The sequence below is a fragment of the Alteromonas sp. AWJ4_197 genome (assembly GCF_056160285.1).
This window is the reverse complement of record NZ_JBSWWW010000003.1, coordinates 366,222-391,633: the sequence shown is the minus strand read 5'-3', so window position 1 is coordinate 391,633 and position 25,412 is coordinate 366,222. Positions and strand designations below refer to the sequence as shown.

General features: G+C 49.2%; 23 protein-coding genes. 11 read left to right on the top strand and 12 right to left on the bottom strand.

All coding sequences use genetic code 11. The features are described 5' to 3' along the window. Positions 1-14: 14 nt before the first annotated feature. Positions 15-1,271 (bottom strand): L-methionine/branched-chain amino acid transporter, encoded by a 1,257-nt coding sequence (gene yjeH / locus ACXAGC_RS08325; RefSeq protein ID WP_474844152.1) that lies wholly within the window; start codon positions 1,269-1,271, stop codon positions 15-17. A 156-nt stretch (positions 1,272-1,427) separates the two neighbouring features. On the opposite strand from yjeH, the gene ACXAGC_RS08320 reads away from it, so the two are divergent. Beyond that, the gene (locus ACXAGC_RS08320; protein WP_474843989.1) at positions 1,428-1,847 is read left to right on the top strand and encodes an Lrp/AsnC family transcriptional regulator; all 420 of its coding nucleotides are present in this window, start codon (positions 1,428-1,430) and stop codon (positions 1,845-1,847) included. Between the two features lie 74 nt (positions 1,848-1,921). Here ACXAGC_RS08320 and ACXAGC_RS08315 read toward each other — a convergent pair whose 3' ends face one another. The 7 genes from ACXAGC_RS08315 to ACXAGC_RS08285 all read right to left on the bottom strand — a co-directional run bounded on the left by ACXAGC_RS08315 (position 1,922) and on the right by ACXAGC_RS08285 (position 8,512). Continuing rightward, positions 1,922-3,973, bottom strand: coding sequence for a TonB-dependent receptor (locus ACXAGC_RS08315; protein WP_474843988.1), 2,052 nt, complete (start codon positions 3,971-3,973; stop codon positions 1,922-1,924). A 76-nt stretch (positions 3,974-4,049) separates the two neighbouring features. Beyond that, positions 4,050-5,405: a histidine kinase sensor domain-containing protein gene (locus ACXAGC_RS08310; protein ID WP_474843987.1), complete on the bottom strand. Its 1,356-nt coding sequence runs from the start codon at positions 5,403-5,405 to the stop codon at positions 4,050-4,052. After that, positions 5,402-6,118: a response regulator transcription factor gene (locus ACXAGC_RS08305; RefSeq protein ID WP_474843986.1), complete on the bottom strand. Its 717-nt coding sequence runs from the start codon at positions 6,116-6,118 to the stop codon at positions 5,402-5,404. The genes ACXAGC_RS08310 and ACXAGC_RS08305 overlap by 4 nt, the downstream gene beginning before the upstream one ends. 62 nt (positions 6,119-6,180) lie before the next feature. Beyond that, a complete protein-coding gene (locus tag ACXAGC_RS08300) occupies positions 6,181-7,293 on the bottom strand; it encodes a PepSY-associated TM helix domain-containing protein (protein ID WP_474843985.1) in 1,113 nt (370 codons plus the stop codon). 4 nt (positions 7,294-7,297) lie between these two features. Next, positions 7,298-7,945: a TonB-dependent receptor domain-containing protein gene (locus tag ACXAGC_RS08295; RefSeq protein ID WP_474843984.1), complete on the bottom strand. Its 648-nt coding sequence runs from the start codon at positions 7,943-7,945 to the stop codon at positions 7,298-7,300. After that, on the bottom strand, positions 7,888-8,256 hold the full coding sequence (locus ACXAGC_RS08290) for a TonB-dependent receptor plug domain-containing protein (RefSeq protein ID WP_474843983.1): 369 nt from the start codon (positions 8,254-8,256) through the stop codon (positions 7,888-7,890). Before ACXAGC_RS08290 ends, ACXAGC_RS08295 begins: the two co-directional genes overlap by 58 nt. After that, positions 8,228-8,512, bottom strand: a complete 285-nt coding sequence (locus ACXAGC_RS08285) for a hypothetical protein (protein ID WP_474843982.1) — start codon at positions 8,510-8,512, stop codon at positions 8,228-8,230. Before ACXAGC_RS08285 ends, ACXAGC_RS08290 begins: the two co-directional genes overlap by 29 nt. A 63-nt stretch (positions 8,513-8,575) precedes the next feature. Between ACXAGC_RS08285 and ACXAGC_RS08280 the strand changes: the two genes are divergently transcribed. The 3 genes from ACXAGC_RS08280 (at position 8,576) to ACXAGC_RS08270 (ending at position 13,171) form a co-directional block, all read left to right on the top strand. Beyond that, positions 8,576-9,526 (top strand): LysR family transcriptional regulator, encoded by a 951-nt coding sequence (locus ACXAGC_RS08280; protein ID WP_474843981.1) that lies wholly within the window; start codon positions 8,576-8,578, stop codon positions 9,524-9,526. A 100-nt stretch (positions 9,527-9,626) separates the two neighbouring features. Further along, the gene (locus tag ACXAGC_RS08275; protein WP_474843980.1) at positions 9,627-10,238 is read left to right on the top strand and encodes a LysE family translocator; all 612 of its coding nucleotides are present in this window, start codon (positions 9,627-9,629) and stop codon (positions 10,236-10,238) included. Between the two features lie 608 nt (positions 10,239-10,846). Then, entirely contained in the window at positions 10,847-13,171 is a 2,325-nt protein-coding gene (locus ACXAGC_RS08270; protein ID WP_474843979.1) for a TonB-dependent receptor, read from the top strand. Positions 13,172-13,478: 307 nt separating this feature from the next. On the opposite strand, the gene ACXAGC_RS08265 is transcribed toward ACXAGC_RS08270, so the two are convergent. Beyond that, the gene (locus ACXAGC_RS08265; protein ID WP_474843978.1) at positions 13,479-14,411 is read right to left on the bottom strand and encodes an NAD-dependent epimerase/dehydratase family protein; all 933 of its coding nucleotides are present in this window, start codon (positions 14,409-14,411) and stop codon (positions 13,479-13,481) included. 222 nt (positions 14,412-14,633) lie between these two features. Between ACXAGC_RS08265 and ACXAGC_RS08260 the strand changes: the two genes are divergently transcribed. The 5 genes from ACXAGC_RS08260 to ACXAGC_RS08240 all read left to right on the top strand — a co-directional run bounded on the left by ACXAGC_RS08260 (position 14,634) and on the right by ACXAGC_RS08240 (position 20,057). After that, entirely contained in the window at positions 14,634-14,933 is a 300-nt protein-coding gene (locus tag ACXAGC_RS08260) for an antibiotic biosynthesis monooxygenase family protein (RefSeq protein ID WP_474843977.1), read from the top strand. A gap of 26 nt (positions 14,934-14,959) precedes the next feature. Then, positions 14,960-16,288, top strand: a complete 1,329-nt coding sequence (hisD, locus tag ACXAGC_RS08255; RefSeq protein WP_119499553.1) for a histidinol dehydrogenase — start codon at positions 14,960-14,962, stop codon at positions 16,286-16,288. Positions 16,289-16,296: 8 nt separating this feature from the next. Beyond that, positions 16,297-17,070: an SDR family NAD(P)-dependent oxidoreductase gene (locus ACXAGC_RS08250; RefSeq protein WP_474843976.1), complete on the top strand. Its 774-nt coding sequence runs from the start codon at positions 16,297-16,299 to the stop codon at positions 17,068-17,070. A gap of 2 nt (positions 17,071-17,072) precedes the next feature. Beyond that, positions 17,073-17,495 carry a VOC family protein gene (locus ACXAGC_RS08245; RefSeq protein ID WP_474843975.1) on the top strand — a complete coding sequence of 141 codons (423 nt, stop codon included), beginning with the start codon at positions 17,073-17,075 and terminating at the stop codon, positions 17,493-17,495. A 261-nt stretch (positions 17,496-17,756) separates the two neighbouring features. Next, positions 17,757-20,057: a TonB-dependent receptor gene (locus ACXAGC_RS08240; protein WP_474843974.1), complete on the top strand. Its 2,301-nt coding sequence runs from the start codon at positions 17,757-17,759 to the stop codon at positions 20,055-20,057. 102 nt (positions 20,058-20,159) lie between these two features. Here ACXAGC_RS08240 and ACXAGC_RS08235 read toward each other — a convergent pair whose 3' ends face one another. Next, positions 20,160-20,954 carry an SDR family NAD(P)-dependent oxidoreductase gene (locus ACXAGC_RS08235; protein WP_474843973.1) on the bottom strand — a complete coding sequence of 265 codons (795 nt, stop codon included), beginning with the start codon at positions 20,952-20,954 and terminating at the stop codon, positions 20,160-20,162. A 237-nt stretch (positions 20,955-21,191) separates the two neighbouring features. On the opposite strand from ACXAGC_RS08235, the gene ACXAGC_RS08230 reads away from it, so the two are divergent. Continuing rightward, on the top strand, positions 21,192-21,683 hold the full coding sequence (locus ACXAGC_RS08230; protein WP_474843972.1) for a cupin domain-containing protein: 492 nt from the start codon (positions 21,192-21,194) through the stop codon (positions 21,681-21,683). Positions 21,684-21,695: 12 nt separating this feature from the next. Continuing rightward, complete coding sequence (locus tag ACXAGC_RS08225) at positions 21,696-23,549, top strand: phytoene desaturase family protein (RefSeq protein WP_474843971.1); 1,854 nt, start codon at positions 21,696-21,698, stop codon at positions 23,547-23,549. A gap of 126 nt (positions 23,550-23,675) precedes the next feature. On the opposite strand, the gene ACXAGC_RS08220 is transcribed toward ACXAGC_RS08225, so the two are convergent. Then, a complete protein-coding gene (locus ACXAGC_RS08220; protein ID WP_474843970.1) occupies positions 23,676-24,428 on the bottom strand; it encodes an SDR family NAD(P)-dependent oxidoreductase in 753 nt (250 codons plus the stop codon). Next, a complete protein-coding gene (locus tag ACXAGC_RS08215) occupies positions 24,425-25,402 on the bottom strand; it encodes a fumarylacetoacetate hydrolase family protein (RefSeq protein WP_474843969.1) in 978 nt (325 codons plus the stop codon). The genes ACXAGC_RS08220 and ACXAGC_RS08215 overlap by 4 nt, the downstream gene beginning before the upstream one ends. Positions 25,403-25,412: the final 10 nt, after the last annotated feature.

Genomic DNA, 25,412 nt, shown 5'->3' with positions numbered 1-25,412 from the left:
TTTTCTTTTTGTTTTCACTGACAACTGTTGAGCTTCGTTTGCAGGTGGCGCTGCTGATACCAAAGCAGTGGCGCGCACACGCAGAATAATCCCAGCGCATAAAGCATCTTTGTACCCAGTCCCACAGCGATGGTGGCGCAGAACAGGCAGCTTAGCATTACCAGTGGACGGTGCTTTGCTGATAAAAGGCGGACAGCCGCCAGCATACTTGCCAGATAAATCAGTACAAATACGCCGTTAACCCAACCAATCAGGTCTTCCAGATTATAGGCACCGTAGTGAGTGATTATCAAAGTGAGAGTCATGACGACAAGCACACATTGCAGTGCCCGCTGAGGCACGTTGTGCTGGTTGAGGCTTTGGAAGTAACCCGGTAAAACTTTATCGTTGCTTAAACTCCAGGTTAACCGGGCCAGACTGGCTGTGTATACGTTCACGGTTGCCAGACCCCCAGCCACACCGAGTGCACCGATAACCGCCGCACCGCCACCGGAGAAAATCTGATCAAATACGATGACCATGCTCAAAGCATCAGACACTGGCGTTTCGATGAGCAGCCAGGTACAGCCCAGGTAAATTAACCCCACCAGTAATGTGCCGGTCATAATTGCGGGGACTAAATCCCGCCCCGGGTTTTTAAAATCGTCGGCCAGATGGGAAATGGCTTCTATGCCCAGAAAACTCCAGAACGCGATACCCATGGCGGCCAGCATAGGATTCATATCAAAGGGCGTCGTCGTTGCCTCATGGAGCTGTTCGCCCGACGCCACAGGCTGACCTGCCAGCATGGCAATAACTACCAGAGTAATAACGAGCGTGAGCATGAGCTGTAGGGTCGAAGAAAACTGAATACCCCGATAATTAAGCGCAAACAGCAGCGCGATGATGCCCAGTTGAACGGGCAGCGCCCAGTCTGGTGAGAGACCAAACAGCGTTTCGATAAACCAGTACGTCATAATGATGGCCGCGGGCGCGCCAATAGGTACCACAAATAAGAAAAGCAAACCGATAGTTCTGCCTGCAGATTTGCCAAACGCTTTTTCAACAAAATAGGCCGGGCCGCCCGCATGAGGGTAGCGGGAGGAGAGTTTAGCAAACACCATGGCAACGGGCAGTATTGCCACTGTCAGCACAAGCCAGCTGATCATCGCCCAGTGGCCAGCGGTGTTGATGGTCATCTGTGGCAGAATAAATACGCTGGTACCCAGCAAAGTGGTGGTCAGCAGCCCTGCGCCCTGCCAGCGTCCAATTTTGTTATTTGCATCGTGCATGGTGATAAACAAACCCAATCGTACTGCGTTAATTTCAATTGCGTAATATACTGCGTTTTTGCGCTTCATAACGTGTTACTTTGCGTGCATTCAGCGCGTTGTTGCCGTCACTTTGACGGCAGAAAGACTTTTTACCTGCAAAATGACGGAATCACGATGGACAAATTCGATCAGGCTATTCTTGCTCAGCTCCGGCAAAATGCCCGGGCCAGTATTTCAGCTATTGCTGATGAAGTGGGCCTGTCACGTTCCGCTGTCACAGAACGAATTAAGAAGCTGGAATCGAACAATGTGATCCGCGGCTATCAGGTTATGTTGTCAGAATCGCAAAAAGAAGGCGTTGCAGCCTATCTGGAAATCCAACACAAGCGGGCACGGTGCGCGGATGTGGTGCCCTATTTTCGCGCCATTCCTGAGGTAGTGTCGTGCTACGGTGTTACCGGCGAGTGCGACCTGATTGTGCTGATAAAAGCAGAAACCATGCGCCGGCTACATGAAATCCGCGAACATATCGATACCATCGACGACATTATCAAAATCAAAACCCACGTGGTGCTGAATCAGTGGTTGGGGTAAAGAGTGAAAACAAAGAAGGCTGCATATCTTAGTGCAGCCTTATTCAGGACTAATTTTGGTAAAGCGTACTGATATTAAAAATCGTACGTGACCGTGAGGCGAATATCGCGCCCCGCTTCGTAGGGGCCAACCACTAGTTCGTATCCTGCAACGCCACTGTAATCACCGACACTGGAGTGATCGCGATACAATTTGTCGAACAGATTAGTAAGAGCAACATTGGCGATGAAGCTGTCAGATATCTGCCATTGGGCAAAAAGATCTAAAGTGGTATAGCCTGGTTTCTCTAATGCGTACAATGCATCAACCCAACCGTTATCTAAATCGGCATGCAGAGTGTCAATGGTTAAACTGTCTACTCTGGTCACCGTTGCCCCTATAGTCGCGTCGGCATTGATTAAATATTCGACGCCCGCTACCCAGGTATTGCCACGGCTATTACCTAAACCTAAAAACTCATAACCATTGATATCAATACTGCCGTAATCTGTTGAGTACAGCGAACTCCTCGGCGATAACTCTGCATCCATAGAAGAAAAGCCAACGAAGAAGTCAAAGTCAGACCAGCGGTAAGCTAAATCGAATTCAAAGCCTTTTGAATCGATGGTGCCGATATTGTTGTAGACAGAGGTGCTGTTGGCTCCGTCATAGATGACATCATTAATCGCAGAGTGATAAACGGCTGCACGGGCATGTAAGTTATTCGCCTGATATTCTACGGACGCCTCAATATTCTCTGCCGTTTCTGGTTTTAACCCGTCGTTGACGACCGGGTTCTCAGAGCGATCGTACAAATAGCTGTCGATGGTAAAGCCGTCACCGATTTGTTTGCCTCTTGCCGCTTCGGCATAGCTGAGCCCCAGTGTCCATGCCTTTGTGAGCGAATAGGCCAGTCCCGCATTGTAACTCATTTCTGTGTCGTTAAGTTTTGCTGCAGGTTCTGTTATCGGTGTTCCGTAATAATCGTCAAGCAAGATCTTTTGCTCATAGCGGTAGTTGTCATAACGCACGCCGTAGCTCAAAAGTAAGTCGCTGGTTATGTCGCTGTAGCCCTGAAAGTAAATGCCTGTGACACTTCCTGTTTCTCCGTGATCTTCTTCAGGTTGTGCAACGGCATAGCCACTGTCTACTTCATCATTGCGGTAATCAACACCATAAATAAACCGGTGGGCCTGAACATCACTGGTGTTGCGGATATCGAACCCATAGGTGTCAATTTCAGCCAGCCAGTCGAAGCGCCCGCCACGGAAAGAGGAACTGGTCGAGTAAGCAGTCGCTTCTATATTCACCAGTGTATTCACATTCACGCGGTAGTTTGCGACGTAGGTGTCACGTTTTGCTTCACTGGAATAAAGCGGGTCCTCTGGTTGAACTATCCAGTTAGGACGGGCAGAGAACAACCCTTCTTCGTCACGTTGTTCAACACTGAGGGAAAGATACTGGTTTGCCGAAATATTGCCGCTGGCTTTGATGAAAAGCATGCTTTGATCCGCTGATGACCCGCGGATCGCGTTGTCTTCGCCATCTTCCATATCGTTACGATCAATATCACTGTAATAACCAAGTACGCCCCAGGAATCACTTAGCTTGCCATAGACGGTGCCACTTAATCTGCGCCCGTCATTCGTAAAATAGTTGGCTTTCAGCCTGCCGCCAAACTGTTCACCTGTAGCGAGAAGATCATTCGCATCTTTCGTCTTAAAACGAATAGAACCACCAATAGCCCCCGGACCGCTCGTCGCTTCACCGGCTCCGGCCTGAATATCGATTTGTTGGAGTAAATCCGGGTCGAGCGTTACACGTCCAATATGGTGGAATAAAGTAGAAGTCTGTTGTGCGCCGTCCACTGTCACGTTCAGCAGCGCATCTTCCAGGCCGCGAATGTAGATTTTTTGCGCTACTCCCACCGAGCCGCCAACGCTTACTGAGGGCGAATAGCGGAAAATATCTTCCAAATCGTTTGCCTGATAATGCTCAATGTCTTCAGCCGTTATGCTCAGATTGGTAGCCGCTCCGACAACCGTTATTTTTTCAACGGATTGCTGTTCAGGGAGTGCTTGCGCATAGAGATGATATGTAGGGGCTGATGTCGCACAAATAAAGCCGGCAAGCGCGATTTTGTTCACGGTTGAGTCCTTTTCTTTTATGAATAAGAATTATTATCATTAACCTTAAGGGCAAGAGACAGGACTTTTACATTTGTTACATTTGCGGTAAATCCACAGTCATTATAAGACCTGAACCAGCGCCATTAGATGCTGATACTGCGGCCGATATGGCTTTTAATTGTCGCTCAGCAAGTGATAAACCTAGTCCGAAGCTGTTGCTCTCTGCAGGCCTTGATTTATCTACACGAAAAAACGGGCGAAAAATGGCATTCAGGAATTCGGTGGGCACGCCCGGTCCTTCGTCGATGATTGTAATGCGGTAACCATCCACTGCTTTTTCCAGGCTAAGATGTACGCTTTTTCCGGCCGGCGTGTAGCGCAGAGCATTTCGTAAAATGTTCTCTACGGCCTGACCCAGTGCACGATGGTTACTATTATAAATCGTTGCTTCTTCTGGCAGTGAGCCAATTATCTGGCGATCAGGGAATTCAAATCTGGCATCTTCGATGAGCACATCGAGCAAAGATACTAAGTCGATAGATTCATTACGTAATTCCGGCGCTTCGTTTTCTAGCCAGGACAACGTTAGCGTATCGTCGACCAGCTTGCGTATGTGCTGAGACTCTCTATGAACCCGTGTCAGTTTGGTTTGCATTTCTTGTGGAGAACGGGGGGTGTTGGTAAGCAGGTTTTCGATGGCAATGTCGAGCCGCGTCAACGGTGTACGCAGTTCATGTGATAAATCCGTAATTAGCTGCCGTTGGTGAATAATTAAGTCACCAATTCTGTCTGCCATCTTATCGAAAGTCGTGGATAAGTGCGCCAGCTCATCATCACGCTTACCTAAATGCTCTCTTACTCTGACATCAAATTTTCCGGCACTGAATGCGCGGGTGGCTTTCTCCAGCGTTTTCAGGGGAGACATAATATGTCTGTAAAGCACATAACTCAGCGTAATCAGTAAAATGAGAGGCAAAAATACCTGCAAGGAGACCCGCGTGATTGTCCAGTATGAGCCCGGCCTCATCCGCTCAGGCAGTTCAACCAAAAGACTGGTTTTTTCGTCCGAGAATGGAAGCTCCATAATGGGAAAGTAATCTAAATACAGGTGAATTTGCCATTCGGTACTCCGGCCCATATTGTAGCCAGTGTATTCATCTCTGCGGGACGTATTTCCTGCAAGGTGTGTAATTTCCGCCCGCGTGACAGCAGCCCAGATATTTTCCTTTCGCTGCAGTTCAGAAAGCCATTTTTCAAGTGCTTCATCATTCCCGGCCTCAAGGAGCTTTTCAGCGCTGTCACGCCACGCATTGAGCCGGGTGACATCACTTTCCTGCAACATGCTCATGTCACTTTCAATTTGCGTCACTGCGATATCAATAAGATAGAAAAGCGCGACCACTCCCGTGCCGACAATAAGAAATAACTTCCAGAACAATATCCGGTTCATCTCAGGCAATATCCTTTGCCGTGGACGGTTTGCAGGCGGCTACCATCCCATCCGGCCCCGCTTAGCTTTTTTCTGACTCTGCTCATGTGCATATCTAAACTCCGGTCGTACTGACTGAATGCGCGGTGCAAAATGGTTTGATAAAGAAATACCTTACTGAGCACCTGAGTATGATTTCGCATTAAGGTAGTCAAAAGGCCATATTCAGTGGGTGTAAGCTGCAATGCTTGCCCGTTTGCAAAAATTTCCTGTTGCCTGCTAACGGTTTTTAAATCATCGATTTGCAACTCACCATGTTGTAGCGAATTTCCTTTCATAGAGCGTCGCAGTATGGCATCTACCCGTAATAACAATTCTTCTGTATTAAATGGCTTTGACAGGTAGTCGTCAGCGCCGGCGCTCAGGCCACGAATACGTTCTTCTTCTGCATGTTTGGCGGATAAAACCATCACTGGCGTGTCATTACAGCTACGCAGAATGCTCAATACAGTGAGGCCATCCTGGCCTGGTAGCATGATATCGAGAAGGATCAGGTTGAATGTACGGGAGACTGCAAGATTGAGACCTTCATCCCCGCGAAAGCAGGGTGTCGTCAGATAGCCATGGTTGTTCAGAAATTCGCATAATTGATCATTCAGAGACTGGTCATCTTCAATAACGAGTATGCCGGGTCTGCCATCAGAATAGGAAATAGTTTCGGGGGGAGTAGACATACTTATCCAATTAACCTGAACAAAGCATCAATTTAAGTTAAATGATAATTATTATCAATATGTCAGCGGCGGGCGCGCAGCATCCAGCGCCAGCAACCCAGTATAAAAAGCCCCAGTGTCAGCATGCCGGTGAGTAACCACAATATCCGGCCTGCCAGAGTGAAATAGGTACCGTCGTGTAACGGATGCAGCCAGTTCATGATGGTATTCGTCGCGCCTTGTTGCTGATAGTCAAACACCTCCAGTACCTTTCCGGACGCACCATCGATATATACATAACTGTGAGGAAAGCGGCGGGAAGGGTCGCCTGATACTTGCAAACGAATGCGGTAGTGGGCGCGGGAGCCTTCGGCATCCGGTGTCTCAATCCAGGCGCCTTTACTGTCAGGCAATGCCTGCTTTGCAATAGCCAGTGCCTGTGCCGGAGAAATAACGGGTGGTGCAGACGTGGCATTTTCCGAGGCAAATTTTGCGAACTGCGATTGACCAAAAACAGGTTCCAGCACAAAGCGGGATTCTTTCGGTAGTGCCAACATGACGCCGGTCACACAGAGCAGTAGAAGCGGAATAGCACTGATTAAACCAAGGGTTTTGTGCCAGTCGTATAGCAGCCCGATTTTATTCGCCTTGCGCTTAAAACGCAGTTGCCTGGCCCATTGTCCCCGTTTGGGCCACCAGGCAATCAAGCCACTGATCAGCAAGTATGTGCACGCAAGGCCCAGGTATCCCACTATGATGCCGCCGGTTTCACCCAGCAATAAACGAAAGTGCAGATTGTAAATCCAGGTAACGAAATACTGCCCCCAGAAATCACGCCGTAAAACGGTGGTGCCATCGGCGGTTAGCCACACCATCATAGGTGCAAAGTCTTCTCCTGCTGTCTCTTTTGGATTGTAATAGCGGGCCGGAATAACGTCAGCGTAGTTCGTGACTTCAAAGCGCCATGAACGGGTTTTATCAGGGTAGGCTGCACGCAGTGTTTTAAGCACGGTGTCATAGTCTGGCGAGGCTGCTGCGTGTTGTGACTGCGTGGCGGGTAAATTTAAAGCGCTGTCGAGTTCGTTATAAAAAACAAGTATCGCGCCGGATAGCGCGATGACGGTAAATAGTAACCCCACAGACAAACCCAACCACAGGTGGATTCGTCTGTGAACCTTTCGCCAGTTGATGCCCATATCGTCAGAACTTCAGCATGACTGACGCTGCGACGGCGCGCCCTTCACCCGGACTATGCAGACTCTGGCTACCATCCCACCAAACATACTCATAATATTCATCAGTTACGTTCTTCAACTCCAGCATCACATCGGTGTTCTCTGACACGCGGTATCGGGCAAGCAGATTCAGCAGAGTGAAATCACTAAATGTTCCGGCGTTATTGGCAGAGTTCAGTTCGTAATCTGTCTGGCCGCGCAATACCGCTGACAGCATGATTTCTTCATTCAGATAATAATCGGCACCGGCAGAGTAAACCCACTCAGGAACATGATCAATATCGTTGCCCGCCAGTTCGGGTTGATCCGGAGAGGGCGTCTCAATTTCGGCTTGCTGCCAGGCGAGTGTTGCCCACAGAGAAGAATCTTTCGATGGCGACCATGCACCCTGCAAATCAATACCTTGCCGTTCAGTGGCCCCCAGGTTTTCAAAATCACCATTTGGATCGTTCAGTCGACGTTTCAGTTCGCCGCTAGCTGTTTGATTCCAAAGCGTAAGGCGGGCACTCGTGCTGGCATCTGATTTGTAGGCGATACCCGCCTCCCAGCCACGGTTTACTGAAGGTTCCAGATTGGTCTGGCGAGGCGGAATAAGATAAGCGCCTGAGCCCATTTGCCAAAGCTACCTGCAGACAGTCTTGCGTCGGTGTAATCGCCACCGGTGCGGGTAATGAAGTTCACATTGCCTGCAATGTTGTGCAGACCGTAGCGTGGGTCAGTCGTGCCCCGCACCAGCTCCAGGGTGGAAATCTCGATGGGCAGGATCATATCGAGATAGGGCATGTTGCCACTATTTGCGTTTGACGGAATATCATCGATTAATAGTTTGGCCGCATTCACTTCGCCCTCGCCGTTAAATCCACGAAATGAGAGCTTTCCGCTGGTGGTGCCCTGGTTAAATTCGGTAAGTACCACGCCGGGCATAATCAATATCTGGCTGACGAACCGCATCTCCGGATAAACGGTCTACAGAGGTAAGCATCCGGCTGGCGTCTGCAGATGCTTTCGCTGTCACTTTAATCCGTTCACCAACAGAAAAGCTTATGTCGCCTTTGCGGCTATTGTCTGCATTTGTCGCATCCGTTTCCTGAGCGTTCAGCGATAATGCGATAAACAAAGTGGAAAGCGGAAAAAGCAAAACGGGAGAAACAGGAAGAAAGCGGGCGTTTTTGAAAGGCATAAAATCTCTGACCGAAAGTTTAAAAATCAGCGCGGATTATTCCTTCTCACAGGGTCTGCTACAATGCGACATAATGTCGCACCAGAGCCCGTTATCATGCTCAGAAATACCAACCTCAACTTGCTTCGTACGTTACATGTATTATTGCAGGAAGCCCATGTGAGCAAAGCAGCGCAACGTCTTCATATCACCCAGTCGGCGGTGAGCAGGCAGTTAGCACAGCTTCGGGATATCTGGCAGGACGAGTTGCTGGTGCGAAATGGCAACCAGCTGATCCTCACGCCCAAAGCCGAAATGCTCAAAGCGAAGCTCGACACGCTGATGGACGATTTCGATTTGCTGTTGGCTGAAACCGTATTCGACCCTGAAAATTGGTTTGGCGAGCTGGTGCTGTCGTCGAGTGATTATGTCGCCCAGTATGTCATGCCGGACGTATGCAAGCGGCTCAATACGCAGGCGCCAAATCTGGCGGTGAGTTTGCGACTATGGGAGCCCGAATACATTCACCGGCTCCACGAACTCAATATCGATATCGCCTCCACCATGTTGCCGCAAAAGCCGGATGGCATTTCTGGTATCCGCATTGGCGCGGACCATTCGGTGCTGGTGATGCACCAGTCACATCCACTGGCTTCAAAAAAGCATGTCACCGTGAATGAATTGATTGCTTATCCGCATATTAAAATTACTGGTGGGGCTGACAAAGATACCTTTGTTGATGACATGCTACGGCAGCATGATTTACAGCGTCGGGTTCATTTGCGGGTACCCTTCTTCAATGCGGCATTAAGCCATTTACAAGTATTCGACGGGCTGATGGTGATGCCAGAGCACATTGCTGAGAGCCTTGCTGACACTTGGCAAATTGTGCACAAGCCACTGCCTTTCGACGTTGACGAAAACCAGTACTGGCTTATCTGGCATCCAAAATATGATAACGACATCAGACATAAATGGGCGCGGGAGCAGGTAAAAGACGCTATTGCCCATTGCGAAAGCTCAATCCAACTTTGACCGCTTTTTGGTATTACTCTAAATCATAACTGTAATGATATCTTATGATTTCCAGTTATGCTTATGATGCTTCTACAATGCCGGAAATTGGAGGGGCATCATGACCATCGTTGTATTTTTCACTTTATTTTCTGTTTGTTTGTTGGGAGCCATGTCTCCTGGTCCGAGTCTGGCGGTTGTGACTAAACATGCGCTGTCCGGCGGGCGCTTTAACGGGCTTTGTACTGCATGGGCTCATGCGTCGGGCGTTTTCTTCTATGCGTTATTAACCAGTTCAGGGTTGGCCGTGTTACTGCAACATTCACCGGTGTTGTTTAAAGCACTCACCTGGCTGGGAGCCGGGTATCTGGCCTGGCTTGGTGTAAAATCGCTGATGTCGAAAGGCGGCATTCAGGCGCAAATGCAGTCTGGCAAAAAAGTCTCTGCGCTGGCAGCAGCGGGGGATGGCCTGGCAATATCATTGTTCAATCCTAAGATAGCACTCTTTTTCATTGCCCTGTTCAGTCAGTTTATCGGTGTGGCCGGCAACATGGCGGAAACAGCGGTTATCGTTGCAACCCCTGCATTAATTGACGGGCTTTGGTACACGCTGATTGCCGTGGTGATGTCGAGTCAGGTGGTAGTACAACGGATTCAGGCCAAAGCAGGCATTATTGATAAAGTCACTGGCGGGGTGTTGATCTTACTGGCATTAAAAGCGGTGTCACTTTAAGAAAGTTAAAAAATGAAATCAGCATTGCACTTTTTAATTGATACTATTTAAAGAATCAATTTCTAATCAGCCAGCATTTTAGTCATATTATCACAGTGACTATAAGCTTATCATTCCAGTTGAGTCTTGAAGGTCGTCAGACCTGCTTGTCACCCATAGCGGTTGCGAAAACGGACTTCCCTTATGTTCACTTTCGCAACCGTTTCCCCTGAGTTTCAGTTATTGTCTTCGGCCTGAAGCAAGTATTTCAGAGAGCCCCCGGATTCTACTCTGTTCATACCTGGATGGGACATACAGCCAGTTCCGCAGGTTAAGCAGTGAAAGCGCTGCAAGAGGGTACAATCTGAGGGCCGTTTCTTCTTTCTTAGATTTTTAAAATTCTTTTTATCTATGATGGTATTAATTTCATTGATACCTCTCATCATTAAATTCGCGTTTTAGATAGCGGGAAATCCTGTATTTTGTTTTTTTGTTAATCGAATGTGTCATTAGGAACACGGGTTTAACAAAGGCGATGCGAGTAATGTCCGGTGGCATGGTGAAACGCAGCAAAGATCGCGGTAACCCGGCTAATGGCATTTGCAGGTGAAGACAAACAGGAAACCAAAATGAAAAACACGCAAATTTTCAAAGTAACGGCGCTGGCAGCAGCGATCGCCAGTCCGGTGCTTTACGCCCAGGATGCTGTTGAAGCGGAAGAGTCTAAGGGGTTTGAAGTTATCCTTGTGGAAGCGCAGCGAACCACACAAAATCTGCAGGAAGTCCCGGTGAGTGTGCAGGTGCTCTATGGCTCTGATCTGGCAGAACAGAATATCAATGAACTGACACAACTCTCGGCTCTGGCGCCCACGCTGCAGGTGGGGCAGGATAACACCTACGCCATTCGTGGCATAGGTTCCCAGGTTTTTGCCGAGACTATCGACCCCAGTGTAGCGCTGGCAATTGACGGTGTAAGCCTGGGCCGAAATGCGCTGGCCGGCCAGCCCTTCAACGACATCGCCTCAGTGGAAGTACTGAACGGACCGCAAGGGTTACTGTTTGGTAAAAATGCGTCTGCAGGTCTTGTCAATATTGCGACAAAGCGCCCTGTAATTGATGAAACCTCTGGCAATATTTCGTTTGAGTACAATTTAAGAGATACCACGCCAACAGATGCTACGGGTAAAATTGCCAAGGGCACTATTAATCTGCCGGTATCCGAAAATTCTGCTCTGCGTATTAACGCCTTGTATTCGATGCAAGACAGTATTATTGACAACGTTTATCCCAATACTGAACGCACGGATTTAGATCAGGAAAAGTCTGGGATTAAGGTGAAGTATCTGTATGAAGATGGTCCGCTGAGCCTCTATTTTATTGGTGATTACAATAAGAATGAAGGCACCGGAGAGCGCTATGCCAGAACGTTCCGTGCAGTTGATCCTGACAGTGAGATCGTTGCGCTGCTGGAGGCAGATAATATTGTAGCGGGACCGGAAAACATGACCAACAATTCCGATGGTGAAATGTTTCTGGACGTAGAAACCGGTGGTCTGCAGGGAGAGGTGGTTTACGCATTTGATAACGGTATGGAGCTTATCAACATTGCTGCATGGCGTTACTTCGACAGTGACGCTAACTTACATAACGACTTTTCATCATTGCCTGATATCGTAAATAACCCGAACACAAACGAGTATGAACAGTTCTCTAACGAGTTGCGTCTGGTGTTACCTGCCACTGAAAACTATTCCGGTCAGGTAGGTTTATTCTATTTTGATTCAGAATCGAACATGACTAACAGTCTGGAAGTGCAGGGCCCGCCACCGTTTGTGGCCGTTGGTTTCCCATTCTGTGTGGAAGCTGAGATTTCTGGTCCGCCGCCGGGCTGTCCTTATAGCAACGATGTCTTTTTGGGAAATGACTCTGTTACTACATTGACGCAAACCAGTTATGCCGCATTCGGGCAATTCGATTTTTATCTTTCGGATAAGCTTACTGCTACCGCAGGTGCACGGGTTACGCAGGATGAGGTCTCATCTGATGTGCTGCAAATGCAGAAAGACTATTATGTAGGTATAGGTGGACCCCGTGGTCAATTCTACGAATCGGTAGATAACACTAATCTGAGCTGGAAGCTTGGCGCTCAGTATCAGTACGACGCGGACCTGATGATGTATGTTTCTGTAGGACAAGGCTACAAAGCGCCGGGCTTCAATACCGACAATCAGGATAACGAAGCGATTCCGTTCGCAGTAGAAGATGAAATTTCGACAACCATTGAGGCGGGCTTTAAGAGCAAAGTGCTTGATGACAAGGTGATCTTCAATGTGTCTGTGTTTAATACCGATTTTGATAATTACCAGGCGCAGTCGTTTAATCTCGATGCCCAGGCGTTTATCATACAGAATGCTGCTACTGTAACCTCGCGGGGCGCTGAAATTTCAGTAAGAGCACTGGCCAGTGATAACCTGACCTTTTACTGGGACGCAGCCCTGTTAGATTCAACCTTCGATGAATTTGCACAGGCATCCTGTACACCGGACTCAACAGAGTGTGGCCCGGATGATGCCTTCTTCGATGCATCCGGATATTCCACACCACTGGCGGCAGATTTCACTTCCACGCTGAAAGCTCAATACGAGCAGGAAATCACGGCTACGGTCTACGGATTCCTGAATGCCAGCGTATATTACCGGTCTGATATTAATTACGGTATTGCATCGCCTTCAACAGAACTGGATGCCATCACTACATTTAATATTAGCGCTGGTTTTGAAACCGATGAGGGCTTGCGAGTGTGGGTATTCTGTAATAACTGTACTGATGAGAAATACCCCGTCTCTATGGCCTTTGATGCCGGTGAAAATAACCGTGGCTTAACTTCAATTCAGCAAACATGGGGGCTCAACTCAGTGCGCTCTCTTGGCCTGGCAGCCTCCTGGGCGTTTTAATCTCATCCTTAGCCAACTCGCCGGGAGTTGGCTTTTTCGATAAAAATCGCTTGTATATGTGTTGAGTGAATTTTAAATCAAAAAAAAGCAGCTTTATAAAGCTGCTTTTCTTAATTCTTTTCGCAATTATGATGACGGCGATTCTGAAATTTCCGGTGATTCCGCATCTTCATTTTTTTCAATAATTTCCGGATTGCACATCGTTAAAATATCGCAAAGAAAATACATCATTTGGAATGTCTCCCGTCTGTAAGATGTACCGAATATACCGCTACATCAATAGCTTTACAAGGGTGAAACAATAAATTTACAAAAGTGTGTTTTTTACCAGTGCCGTAATGTCACCGTCGTGACGGAATCCCGCATGCTCTGCGGCTGGCGTGAACAACGGCGGCTGTTTTCCAAACCCTTCTTCCAACGATGCATCAGGCTTCCAGCTGACCAGTTCTTCAGACGCGCCTGTCTGCGAGGCAATTTCCTTAACCAACTCGCGCATACTGGTTCTCACTGCAGGCAGCGTAACCACGCGGCTTACCGGCATTCGTGAGCTGTCCAGCACGGCAGCATTCAAAAGGTTGTTCACACACTGGTTCACTGACATCAGCCACATGGTTGCCTGTTCAGACACCGGGGAAATATAAGGCTGGCCCGCTTTGAGCAAATGAAATACATCACTCAGAAAAGCCGATTTAAGGCCGCTTTTGGCGAGAGGACGGGCGACAATGCCGGGTAACCTCACTGTAACGGTATCGGCCAGCTTGCGGCGGGAAAAATCAGCCAGCGCCAATTCAATCATGGCTTTGTGAGTACCGTAGGTCATGGCCGGGACTATCGGGGCATTGTCGTCTACCACGTCAGGCATAGGAGCGCCGAGGACTGCTATCGTACTGGTATACACTATACGTGGACGGTGACCATTTTCGCACGCTTTTGAAAACAGGGTCAGTGTGCCATCCAGATTTACCGTTTTGGAGAGTGCAGGGTTCTCTTCTGCTGCACCGCCGGGAACGGCTGCAAGGTGGAAAAGAATATCACAGGGTGATGAGAACACTTCTGACAGCATAGTTTCATCAGAAAAAGGAGTTTCGAATGCCGCCACCCTGCCATGATTTTTCAGGAAATCGGGCAATATCATATCAATGGCAATCAGCTGCCAGTCCGGGTTTGCCAGAATAGCGTCACACAACTTTTGCCCTACGAAACCGCCAGCACCGGTTACCACCACTTTTTTCATTTCCATTCACCTTCTTCTCATTGTGGATACAAATAGTAAAACACCTTTCAAAGGTTAAATATTCGTTTTCCAGATACATTTTATTAATAATTCGGATTCGGATTTCATGCCTTAATTTCTTATAAATACACTCACTGATTTATAACTGTTGACTGCGTGAATTTGTTTATCAGGCAAATATGTCTGGAATTAACAAAGCAATTAACCTGGGAATTTTGGAGTGAAAGTATGGTGACAGAAATGGCGCGACTGGTCGTTTCTCCTGAGAGCAAGAGTCGTTTTGAAAAAGCGGTCTCTCTGGCTGTGGAACACTTCAAACAAGCAGAAGGTTGCCACAGCTTTGCTCTGGATGCAGTGATTGAGAACGAAGGCGAATATGTTTTGCTGGTGCGCTGGGACTCTGTCGACGCGCATATGGAAACTTTCCGGCAGTCTGAAGGCTTTGCAGCCTGGCGGTCGCTGGTGTCTGAGTTCTTTATTGCCCCGCCGGCGGTGGTTCACACCAGAACAGTGATAGACGGCTTTTAATTACCCTATTTGTAACGGAGACCACCATGGCTATTTGGTTAAAGCGGGGCGCGGAAGCGCAGGTTAAAGCAGATGCTGACCGCAAAGTACGCGAGATTGTAGAAGCGACACTTGAAGACATTGAAAAGCGGGGCAATGCGGCTATCCGCGACTTATCCGTTAAGTTTGATAACTGGGACAGAGAAGACTACCGGCTGACAAAGGAAGAAATTCAGGCTTGTATGGACTCGCTGTCCCCGCAAGATCTGAAAGATATTGAATTCGCCCAGACGCAGGTGCGTAATTTCGCGCAAATTCAGCGCGACTCCATGAAAGATGTAGAAGTAGAAACTCTGCCCGGAGTGATTCTGGGACACAAGAATTTACCGGTAAACGCTGCCGGTTGTTATGTGCCGGGTGGTAAATACCCGCTGCTGGCTTCCGCTCACATGTCGGTTATCACCGCAAAAGTGGCCGGTGTTCCCCGTGTAATAACTTGCGCCCCACCTTTTAAAGGCAAACCTGCTCCTGCCATTGTTGCGGCGCAGGCACTGGCCGGTGCGGATGAAATTTATGCGCTGGGTGGTATTCAGGCTATCGGCGCAATGGCATTGGGCACAGAAACCATCAGTGGTGTGGATATTCTGGTTGGCCCGGGGAATGCGTTCGTTGCTGAGGCGAAGCGTCAGTTATATGGCCGTGTGGGTATCGACTTATTTGCCGGTCCTACCGAAACCCTGATCATTGCTGATGAGTCGGTAGACGGTGAAATGTGTGCTACTGATATTCTTGGTCAGGTAGAGCACGGACCGGACAGCCCTGGTGTGTTGCTGACCAATTCAGAAAAACTGGCCAGAGAAACCATGGCAGAAATTGAGCGTCTGCTGGAAATTCTGCCTACTGCTGACCATGCCCGTAAAGCGTGGGAAACGTTCGGTGAAGTTATCGTGGCAGAAAGCTACGAAGAAATGGTGCAGATTGCTGACGAAATTGCCAGTGAGCACGTGCAGGTGATGACGGCTGATCCGGATTACTTCCTCAAGAACATGACTAACTACGGCGCGCTGTTCCTTGGTCCGCGTACCAATGTGGCGTATGGCGACAAAGCCATTGGCACCAACCACACGCTGCCAACGAAGAAAGCGGCCCGGTATACTGGCGGGTTGTGGGTCGGCAAATTCATTAAAACCTGTACCTATCAAAAAGTGGTTACCGACGAGGCTTCTGCATTAATCGGTGAATATTGCTCGCGTCTGTGTGGCCTGGAAGGCTTTGCCGGTCATGGTGAACAGGCAAACCTGCGGGTGCGTCGTTACGGCAATATTGATGTGCCGTATGCCGGAACGGTTACACCCACCGCAAAAACGAAGGTTTAGGAGTCATTATGACAAACAGTACGTTACCGGCATTACCGGACTTTCGTCTGGAGGGTAAACGGGCACTGGTTACCGGCGCAGGGCGGGGCATTGGGCTGGCCATTGCCGCCGGACTGGCGGAAGCCGGGGCGTCGGTAACACTGGTTGCCCGTTCGGCCGGCGAAATTCAAACTGCGGCAGAGGCGATTTGTGCGCGGGGAGATAAAGCGCAGGCAGAGGTGCTGGATGTCAGTGATCTTAACGCGGTGCGCGATTTTTTCGAACGGCACGACCCGTTTCACGTGCTGGTCAACAACGCCGGTACCAACCGGCCGAAACCGGTCACTGACGTCACCGAAGACGACTATGATGCGGTACTTAATCTGAATGTGAAAAGCGCCTATTTTGTCGCACAGTCCTGTATTCAGCGCATGATTGAAGGTGGCATCAAAGGGTCGCTGATTCACATCGGATCGCAGATGGGCCATGTGGGCGGCGTTAACCGCTCGTTGTATTGTGCATCGAAATGGGCACTGGAAGGCATGAATAAAGCCATGGCCCTTGATCTCGCTCCGCACGGGATCCGCACTAACACTATTGCCCCTACGTTTATCGAAACGCCGCTGACCAGGCCATTCTTTGAAGATAAAGCCTTTCTGGCTTCTGTGCTTGAGAAAATTAAAATCGGCAGACTGGGTAATGTGCAGGATCTTATGGGCGCGGCATTGTTTCTGGCATCAGATGCATCCGCATTAATGACCGGCACCAGCCTGGTAGTTGATGGTGGCTGGACAGCGGAGTAAATATGACTGTTAACGTATTACCGGAATTTACATTTCATCATGGCGGTGTAAGTGTACCTGATCTTGAGCAGGCAAAAGCATGGTATGCCAGTGTGCTGGACTTCGCCACCGAGCGGGAATTTTACATTGAGGCTGCAAAGGCGAAAGTGGCCATGGTACGACGGGGCGATTTGCGCTTCGAAATATTTGAAGTGGAAGGGGCGGCTTCATTACCTGAAGAAAGGCGACATCCACCGCAAGATGTAAAGACCCACGGCAATAAGCATGTGGCGTTTAAAGTACCTGATCTGGAACGCTTTCTCGAAGCCGTGGAAGCTCGGGGGGCGGATGTTGCATTCGTGGTCAGAGAGAAGTTTGGTAAAGGTTGCTTTATTCGCGATTGTGCAGGAAACCTTATTGAATTTGTAGAAGAAAACAGAAGCTGACTGCCTGCGTTTCTGTTGACCCTAACGGCAGTGTGATTGTTACACTGCCGTTTTTTTTCGCCCGGAATTCACTATTGCAATTACGGATATATGTCATCCGAAATGGCGATTTAATTTAATTCTCCCGTTTCTCTATTGTTGTTGAGTTGTTAAAGGGTTGTGAATGCTTCAAGCGGTTAACCGGCGCACTATCTCGTCGCCAGGAAAATAAAAATCGTATGGCGTTTCACAAACGGATGAGAGAACCTGGAGTAAAAACCTGTGAACAAAACGCGAATCCCTACCATGCTCGCCCTGGCTGTAGCTGCTGCCGTGACCCCGGCTTACGCCCAGTCAGACAATGAAAACGTTCAGTCCGGCCTGGAAGTCATTGAAATCACTTCCCAACACCGTACTGAGAATGTCCAGAAAGCAGCACTGGCGGTATCGGCCATTTCCACAAAGCAGTTGGAAAAGAGCGGTATCACGCAGCCTGATCAATTGTCATTTTTAGTGCCTGCACTGCAAATCAACAAAACCGGCGGTACAGGAAACAGTTTTTATGTACGGGGCGTGGGTACACAGGGAACGAACGCGTTTGCTGAAAACGCGGTGGCCTTCAACTACGACGGTGTTTACATTGGCCGTCCGGGCTCTGTGGTGGGAACTTTTTTCGACCTTGAGCGACTTGAGCTGCTGAAAGGACCTCAGGGAACGCTTTACGGCCGTAATGCTACCGGCGGTGCTATCAATGTTATTTCCCGCAAGCCTGAGTTGGGCTACACAGAGGGCTACATTAGCGGCAGTGTTGGAAATTATAATTCACGTCAGTTGGCGGGCGCGGTAAATGTTGCTGTCAGTGACAACTCAGCTTTGCGCATTTCCGGGCAGTGGGTCAGCCGCGACGGGTATTTATCAGACGGTTATGATGACGAAGACGGAAAAGCGTTGCGGGTGCACTACCTGTATGCCCCCAATGATAAATATGACGTATTGCTGAGCGGTGACTACTACAAGGCTGGCGGCACAGGTGCGGGTAGTGTGCTGATCTCTGACGGCGCGCCGGCAATTGATGAGCGGATTGGTGGTGCCGATCCGGTAAGTATAGCGGCATTTGAAGCAGCCCAACCCACCTCCTTTTTCCTCAGCCGCCCTGAGTTTGTCAGTACTTACATGGATTTTGAGACCTTCAATTTCTATGACGCTGACGAGGGCGTTGATTACGAAGGCTATCAGGACAGTACTTTCTGGGGGGTGTCCGCCACTATCAACGCTCACTTTGACAGTGGCACGCTGACGGTTATTCCTTCTTACCGCGTGGCTGAGCCTGACACAACCTTCTACTTGCCTGGCTTTCCGGTTATCAATCAGGACGAGAATAAGCAAAGTTCACTGGAAGTGCGCTTCGCCTCAAACGATACCGGCGCAATTAAGTACGTTGCCGGTGCATTCATTTACGCTGAAGATCAAAAATCTTTGTCCTGGGCGGCGCCTTTTTCCTTTGCTGCTTCATTATGGGGGCCGGCTGGTGAGTATGTTTACTCTGATCTAGGCACAGACAGTCAGGCGGTGTTCGGACAAATGACCTGGTCTGCCACTGATGACCTTCGCTTTACTTTAGGTGCCCGTTTCACAGAAGAAGAAAAAGAGATGCAGGTGCGTCAGTCCCCGCTGACGCTGGAAACGTATAACTTATACGACTTTAACAATACGCCCGACACTGTGCAGGCTGAAGACGAGCGCTCTTTCAGCAACTTCACCTACCGTGCGGGAATTGAATACGATGTGAATGCAGATTCCATGCTGTATGTAAACTACACAACCGGCTTTAAATCGGGCGGCTTCTTTGCTGACTCTGTCGATAACTCCTATGAACCGGAAGAAATCGGCGCGCTGGTGGCCGGTAGTAAAAATCGCTTTATGAATAATCAGCTACAGCTGAACATTGAAGCTTTTTACTGGGACTATAAAGATCAGCAGGTGACTTATCTGGGTTACTTACCGTCTGGCGCATTTGGTTCTCTCACCCGTAATGCCGGTGCTGCCACCATGCAGGGGGCAGAGGTAGATATTCAGTATGCTGTCAGCGATTACGGTTTGCTGAAAGCGAATATTCAGTATCTGGATGCCAGTTACGATGAGTTCATTTATGACGGAGCTGGAGCAGACACAACAGTAACCACGTGTGCAACTACTCCCGATGATGACGGTACTACTCTGGTGGTTGATTGTTCCGGTAAACCGGCACTCAATAGTCCTGAATGGACATTGAATCTGGGGTACGAACACACATTCGAACTCAGTGACGGGCTTTATCTGGTGGGCTCAGTCTGGCATCACTACGAAACAGAACGTTATCTAGATATTGGTTACGAAGATTCACAAAAACAGGATGCTGTTGGTGTCACAGATCTATCATTTACCCTAGACAACGGCGGGGCCTGGACAGTGACTGTGTACGGAAACAATATCACTGACGAAACGGTACTGACTGCCGCAATACATCGCCCGGCATCAACCGCTACTTATGCAGCACTGAAAGCACCACGTACTTACGGTGTCAGAGCTAAGTACAACTTCTGATATACAGATAAGAGAAAACCCCGCTGACAGTTAACTGACAGCGGGGTTTTTTATTGGCGGGTTATACGGGCAATGTCTTGCCCGCTATTCGCCAGACGACACTTACCAGGCAATGGCCCCCGCATCAATAGAAAAATCTGCGCCGGTGACAAAGCTGGCTTCGTCACTGGCAAGATAGGTGGCGCACCAGGCAATGTCTTCCGGCTTGCCTAAGCGGCCCAGCATGTTTTTTGCCATGACATTACTGAGGAACTCTTCATCGTCAATCACCGGAGCTGTGGCGCCTGTTACAATGAGCCCGGGTGATATAGTATTTGCCCGAACACCATGAGGGCCACCTTCCATCGCCAGTTGGCGGGTCATTGCCAACACACCTCCTTTGCCCGCACAGTGCGCCAGTGCGCCAGAGCCTTTTAATGCCTGGTAAGCGTTGGCCGAAGCAAAATTAATCACAGACCCGGATCCTGATGCTTTCAGATGTGGCCAGAATGCCCGGGTGACCAGATATACCGAGTCCAACTCTGCTTTTAAGGTTAGTTGCCAGTCTGCATAGGTCATATCCTCTATCCATTTAAACACAGCAGTAGCCGCAGCATTGACGATGATATTTAGGGAACCGGTTAGCGTCGTTACTCTTTCACGCAAATTGGCGATGTCATCTTCATCGGTGAGGTCAGCGGGGCACGCGAACTGCAGAGACAAACCTTGTGCCTGCGCTTCCTCTACCGTGCGCAAGGCTGCTTCTTCATTTATATCTGTGCCAATGACCGTTGCGCCTTGCCTGGCGAACATGAGAGCGCAACCTTTACCGATGCCATCGCCAATGCCTGTAACAAGTGCAGTTTTCCCTGCCAGACGGCCGTTTTGTTCAGAAATGCTGGTACTTTCGTTATGCATATACTTTCCCCTGTAATAGTTAAACTAAGTGTAAAAAATGTTGCGAAAATTTGAAAATTTGCGTTGCTGATGAGCTGAATTCCCATTACAGATAGTGTGATGTCACAGGCAAACGGGGCCGGTTTTGTGAATCATTTGTTATTGGAATGTGCGATATCTGCATAACCGATTTGTGCGCGTACAGCCTGTAAGTACACTTTGAGTCATAATATATAAATGTTCAGATGAAGGTTAGCGATGGGACGACTTAAAGATGTACGCCGTGTGGTAACGGGGCACAATGAGAATGGCAGATCGATTTTCAAAGACGATCAGGCTTTTGAAACAAAACTAATTCCCAGTGGTGATGCCGAGTTTACACTTGTCTGGACAGCACCTGATTTACCGGTGGAAAACAATGATGAAACTGACGGTCGCAACCGTGATGCCGGACTCACATTGAACGGCGGTTCTGTGATCCGTGTGGTGGATATGCTGCCGCAATCGGCGTCGCCCTTTCATCGCACCAACAGTCTGGACTATGGCATTGTGATGCAGGGCCAGTTGGAACTTGAGTTGGATGATGGAAATAAAACCTTGCTTCATGCCGGTGATATCGTAGTACAGCGGGGTACTATCCATTTATGGCGGAATCCGTCTGAGAACGAAGTATGCCGTATTGTTTTTGTACTCACAGAAGCAACTGCGGTCGAAATTAACGGTGAACCTTTGCCGGAAATCCACCCTTAAAAGGAATAAAAAATGGCTGATTTTGACGTAATCGCAATGGGCGCAGGCCATAACAGTCTGACAACATGCGGGTATCTGGCAAAAGCCGGAAAGAAAGTATTGCTGCTGGAGCGCCATGACTACGCAGGTGGCGGTGCTGCCACCCAGCAAATTCTGACCCCGGGTTATCACCACGATTTGCACTCCAGTGTTCATATCATGATTCAGGCGAATCCACTTATCACTAACGATGAACTGGATTTATTTAAAAAGTACGGCATGGATTACAAATATTCAGACGTACCCCACGCCACGATTTTTGCCGACCAGACGGCGCTGATGACCTACAAAGATTTGGATAAAACCTGCCAAGGTATGGCAAAAATTTCTCAGCGTGATGCTGACGCTTACCGTCGCTTTGTAGAATTGGGCCAAAGCATGCTGCCGATGATTATGCCGGGTATGTACAAACCTCAGCCTCCTCTGGGCGCGCTGATGGCAATGCTGGACAGCAGTGAAGAAGGCCGCGTGATGATGGACATGATGCAACGCAGCAGCATGGATATTATCAATACCTGGTTTACTCACGATAAAATCAAAATGCACATTGCCCGTGCGGTGTCTGAAAACCTGCAATTACCTGATGAGCTGGGCACTGGTATGGGGACTGTGATGTTTACGGCGCTCATGCACACCTACGGCGTAGCCCAACCCTGGGGTGGCTCAGGTAAATTGTCAGAATCTATGGTGAGAGCTATCGAAGCTACCGGGGGCGAAATTCGCTACAACAGCGAAATCAAGCGCATCCTGGTGTCAGGCGGTAAAGCCAAAGGCGTTGAGCTGGTCACTGGCGAGAAAATCATGGCCCGTGACGCTGTCATCGGCTCCATGCATCCCCATAAAATCCGTCAGTTTGTTGATGGCGTGTCTGAACCCGTACTCAAGCGTGCTGAAAATGCCAGTCTGGCGGCGTTCAGTTTGTTTGTTGCTCACTACGATCTTCGCGAACCCATACAATTTCGTACTGCAGAAAAAGATGTGGAAAAAGCCATTATGCTTACTCTTTGTCAACACGAATCCATGGCGGATATGCAGCGCGACTTTGATGCTGTAAAGCGGGGGGAGCTGACCGACATGATGTTTTCTGCAGGTAACGATGAGTCTAAAACGGATCCCTCCCGTGTACCGGAAGGCGCCGGCATGTGGCACAGCACCGGCTTTGCACCATTCAATCTTCTTGAAGGTGGCAGCAGCCGCTGGGATGAAATTCGTGAAGCTTACGGTGAAGAGCGGCAGAAGCAACAAGGCAAGTTTGTGTCGAACCTTAACAGCGATAATATCATCGCCCACAAATTCTACACGCCACTGGATTTGGAAAGAAACTCGCCGAACTCCATGGTAGAAGGTGATGTTCACGGTGTGGCGCCTTATTTCTACCAAAGTGTAGGACACCGTCCTACGCCGGATCTTGGTCAGTTTAAGGTGCCGGGAATCGATTCACTGTATCTGGTTGGCCCGTCAATGCCGCCTGCCGGTGGTGTGGTGGGGGCCGGGCGCGCCGCTGCCATGGTGATGTTCGAAGATTTGGGTATGGACTTTGATAGCACGTTCCAGACCGGCGAAAGTAAATCCAAAAGTACCGTGAAAGCCAGAACACAGGCGCCGGATGACGGTGCGGTGCGACTGTTCGACGAAAACGATGATGAGCTGATGACGGTGGACAGCATTGATACAACAGATGATGAGCTGGTGGTGCGGGGTAAAACCTTCGGCACCATGCCACTGACTGCCCGCCTGGGGCCCGGAGATTTACGCAGAGCCGCTAAGATGGCGCTATCTCCGGCGAAGTTCATGACAATCGTAAAAATGCTGTTCAGCAAAGACTAAACTGAGCATGCACATTACCCATAGTACAACACTTAAAACCCCGCGACAGTCTTTCTGTAGCGGGGTTTTTTAATTAGCTTCATATGATAACAGTAAGGCTATACCGTTATTTCCGGCAGGTAACAGCTAACAATCTGAGATCAGTGTCCCTCCGTCCACCACAATATCCTGACCTGTTGTAAAACCACCGGCAGCACTGGCCAGATAAAGTGCGGTAGCGGCGATTTCATCTGTTGTGCCAAGGCGGTTAAGGGGGGTTTGCTGCATACGTTTGGTCATAAACGCCGCGTCGGCCTGCAGATGTTTTGATAACGGCGTATCTATCAGGCCAGGGCAAATACAATTGGCAGTAATGCCATATTTACCTTGTTGTACTGCGTAGTTGCGGGCAAGTTGAGACAGCCCGGCCTTTGTGACCGAATACAGCCCCAAGGCCGATGTACCCCGTTTGCCTGCAATACTGCCCACGTAGATCAGCCGGCCGCCCCCCCGTTGTTGCATACCTTTTACAGCGGCAGCAGACAGCAACTGGGCTGACAGCAGATTAATTCTCATGGTGCGCAACCAGTCGGCCTCAGCGCAGTCGTCCATGCTTCCCACATGACCTTCAATGCCGGCAGTGTGAATAACAATATCTACCGGCGCATTCTGAATATGCTGAATGAGTGAATTAGCACCGCCTTCAGCACTGAAATCCGCAGGAATATACACTGTGCCGGGCGGCGTGTCCGGGAAACTGTGCTCACGGTCGGCCAGAATAAGCTTTGCACCAGCCTCAAGAAAAAGGCGGGCAACGGCACTGCCAATCCCGCCCAGTGCACCTGTCACCACCACGCGTTTGTTCTCAACGCTGAACAGGGAAGGGACATTAGCGGTCATGGTTTTACCATGGTGTGGTCAATTTTGCCGAATACGCTCTGACCCAGGTGATCTTTCACGTCGAAGCTGAGGGATTCACCGTATTTTAGAAAATCGGTTTTCACTTCACCAAATTCCAGTATGTCCAGTGCACGACGCTCTGCCAGACAGGCCGATCCTGTTTCTTTCCAGTCTTTACTGGATACCGTTCCCGAACCTAAAATCATACCGGCTTTGATGTTGCGGTTGTACGTGATGTGCTGAAGGATTTGCCCGAAAGAAAAGTCCATTTCGCCGCCATTAGGGTGACCAAACCATTCCCCGTTGCGTCTCACTTCCATGTTCAGGTGCACACGTCCTTCTTTCCAGTCATCACCCAGTTCATCCGGGGTAACCGCCACCGGTGCAAACACCGTCGCCGGCTTTGCCAATATAAAGCCAAAGCCCATTTGTAATTCACGGAAAAGATGCTTACGCATGCTCATGTCATTTAAAATGGTGACCAGTTTTACCTTATCCAGCGCTTCAGAGGCGGAAGCCCCCATAGGAATATCGCCGGTAATCACCGCAAATTCCCCTTCAAAATCGGCGTTATCTTCTTCAGAAGGGAAAGCATAATCTTCACAGGGGCCCATAAAGTCATCGCTCTGACGCTGAATAAGAATAGGGATGTTCGGATCTTTCTTCACATCCAGATCAAAGGCCTTTTCCATAATGTTGCCATGGTTTAGAAATGCCGAAGCATCAATGAACTGGTGGCAGCGGGGCAGGGGAGCCATAGCATCCTGAGGGTTAAACGTGAATGCGTCTGAAACCGCATTATCGTTGAGCTTGTCGTAAACGGCGGTGAGATCAGCAAGCACCGCATCCCAGTTTTCCAGTGCCAGTTGCATGGTTTTAGCAATATGGGAAACGTCTGCTGCCCGGGTTAAATCACGGGATACCACTACAAGGGTTCCGTCGCGGGTGCCGTTTTTCAGTGTTGCCAGTTTCATCGCATTCTCC